The organism is Pantoea sp. R102 (assembly GCF_004916815.1).
Lineage (GTDB): Bacteria > Pseudomonadota > Gammaproteobacteria > Enterobacterales > Enterobacteriaceae > Pantoea > Pantoea dispersa.
Genome location: NZ_SDFT01000211.1, coordinates 1 through 2,328 on the forward strand (window position 1 = coordinate 1; position 2,328 = coordinate 2,328).

General features: G+C 56.7%; 4 protein-coding genes. 2 read left to right on the forward strand and 2 right to left on the reverse strand.

The window, feature by feature from the left end:
• Both ERD80_RS22695 and xthA read left to right on the forward strand, forming a co-directional pair.
• Positions 1-307 (forward strand): hypothetical protein (locus ERD80_RS22695; RefSeq protein ID WP_211145605.1); only part of this gene is annotated, 307 nt, incomplete at its 5' end.
• Positions 304-1,110, forward strand: a complete 807-nt coding sequence (gene xthA / locus ERD80_RS19455; protein ID WP_136548163.1) for an exodeoxyribonuclease III — start codon at positions 304-306, stop codon at positions 1,108-1,110. The genes ERD80_RS22695 and xthA, both read left to right, overlap by 4 nt.
• A 33-nt stretch (positions 1,111-1,143) precedes the next feature.
• On the opposite strand, the gene ERD80_RS19460 is transcribed toward xthA, so the two are convergent.
• Together ERD80_RS19460 and ERD80_RS19465 are read right to left on the reverse strand one after the other, a co-directional pair.
• Positions 1,144-1,440, reverse strand: a complete 297-nt coding sequence (locus tag ERD80_RS19460) for a YnjH family protein (RefSeq protein ID WP_021510070.1) — start codon at positions 1,438-1,440, stop codon at positions 1,144-1,146.
• The coding region (locus tag ERD80_RS19465; RefSeq protein ID WP_248295878.1) for a DNA topoisomerase at positions 1,440-2,328 on the reverse strand (889 nt) is incomplete at its 5' end. The genes ERD80_RS19460 and ERD80_RS19465, both read right to left, overlap by 1 nt.

A 2,328-nucleotide genomic window follows, 5' to 3' on the forward strand; every position in this document is an offset into this window, starting at 1 on the left:
GCAAGACGGTATCTACAGTGATACGGACTCAAGTGTTACCCATGTGACCGGTTTATATTCTCATCGTCCCAGTTGTCGCCCGGATTGTAGGGTGCGCATTAATGCGCACCTGGATATTCACATCAACGCCCCCAGACTGAACGGCATCGCCTGTCTTACCCCGCTCTCCTGCGTCTCCCACCACAAATCACCTGCGTTCTGCCTCTCGCTCTTATCGGCACGCTCTTATGACGCAAGCCATGACTTTTGCCGCAAACCTGGTTACCATCGCCGCAACCTTTTGCGACGAAAAATGGCAGCGAAATGAAATTTGTCTCTTTTAACATCAACGGCTTGCGCGCACGCCCTCATCAGCTGGCGGCGCTGGTTGAACAGCATCAACCGGATGTCATCGGCCTGCAGGAAACCAAAGTGCACGATGACATGTTCCCGCTGGAAGAGGTCAGCAAGCTCGGTTACAACGTGTTTTATCACGGCCAGAAAGGCCATTACGGCGTGGCGCTGCTGACCAAGACGCAGCCGGTGGCAGTTCGACGCGGTTTTCCTGATGACGGCGAAGATTCCCAGCGACGTCTGATCATGGCAGAAATTCCCAGCCCGATTGGCGATATCACCGTCATCAACGGTTACTTCCCGCAGGGGGAAAGCCGTGACCATCCCATCAAGTTCCCGGCCAAAGAGAAGTTCTATCGCGACCTGCAAAGCTATCTCGAGCAGCAACTGGCGGCCGACAAGCCGGTGCTGATCATGGGCGATATGAACATCAGCAGTACCGACCTGGACATTGGTATTGGTGAAGAGAACCGCAAGCGCTGGCTGCGCACCGGCAAATGCTCATTCCTGCCGGAAGAGCGCGAGTGGATGGATCGTTTGCTGCAGTGGGGGCTGGTCGATACGTGGCGTGAGAAAAACCCGAAAACCGCAGATCGCTTCTCGTGGTTCGACTATCGCTCGAAAGGATTTGATGACAACCGCGGTCTGCGCATCGATCTGCTGCTGGCCAGCCCACCGCTGGCATCACGCTGCATCGACAGCGGCATCGACTACGACATTCGCAGTATGGAAAAGCCGTCCGATCACGCGCCAGTGTGGTCCAGTTTCAAGCTGTAACTGAACAGCGTGGCGCCTGCGCGCCACGCCCGCTTATTTAATGATTTTCCAGATCAGCGGATTGGTACCCAGCACTTTTTCATCACGCGCACACTGCAGCAGTACGCCCTCTGCTTTCACCACGGCGCCTTCGGAGTAGCTGCGGTTTTCATAGATACAGCACTGCAGGCAGTTGTTCTGCTGACGATTCTGCCCCTGCGTCCACACTTCCGGCGGCATATCCACCACCACATCGGTATTGCCCATTCGCGCGGGCTCCGGCTGGCGATTAGCCAGCGCGGCATGGCTGCACAGCAGCAGCCCACTCAGCAACAGCGTTGCGTAACGCATTATTCCGTCTCCTTCGTTTTGCGCCGGGGCGTTTTGCCTTTACTGCGCGTCTTCGCTCCGGTCGCGGCTAATCCACGAAAAGCCTGCAGCGACGGCCTCTGGCGCGCCTCACCGATCAAACCAATTAAGGTACTGACCAGCGGCTGCATAAACTCATCATAGCGACAGGCTTTTTCACTGATGCGGGTAAGCGTTGACTCCCAGTGCGCCGTCATATCCGGCCGCGCGGCCATCTCAGGTAACGCATGAATCAGCGCCCTGCCCGCCTCGGTTGAGTGAATATAGCGACCTTTTTTCACCAGAAATGTACGGCGGAACAGCAATTCTATGATGCCGGCACGCGTCGCTTCCGTTCCTAAACCATCGGTCGCACGCAGCACTTTCTTTAATTCTTTATCCTGCACAAAGCGGGCAATACCGGTCATGGCCGACAGCAGCGTGGCGTCGGTGAACGGCCGCGGCGGCTGAGTCTGCTTCGCCAGCACCTCACCACGCTCACACAACAGCTCATCGCCTTTACTCACCACCGGCAGCGGCGTGCCATCATTCTCTTCATCGCGCTCTTTACTGCCCAGCAGCGCACGCCAGCCGGCTTCGGCAAGAAAACGTGCTTTGGCAACGAACCTGCCACCGCCGATATCGAGGTCGATGACGCATTTGCGAAATACCGCGTCGGGACAAAACTGCATCAGATACTGGCGCGCAATCAGAGCGTAAATATTGGCTTCATTGTCGCTCAGGTTCACCTTGCTGGCGCGCGCCGTAGGAATGATGGCATGGTGCGCATCCACTTTTTTATCGTCCCAGCAGCGATTTTTCTGATCCGCATTGAAATCCGCTGGCAGCGACACGTCCGGCTGATGCGCCTGAATGGCGTTCAGCACCGCA

What these genes read in the sequence shown, in the direction of transcription:
- xthA (WP_136548163.1), top strand. Translation starts at nt 304, where the DNA reads ATGAAATTTGTCTCTTTTAACATCAACGGCTTGCGCGCACGCCCTCAT.
- ERD80_RS19460 (WP_021510070.1), bottom strand. Translation starts at nt 1,440, where the DNA reads ATGCGTTACGCAACGCTGTTGCTGAGTGGGCTGCTGCTGTGCAGCCAT.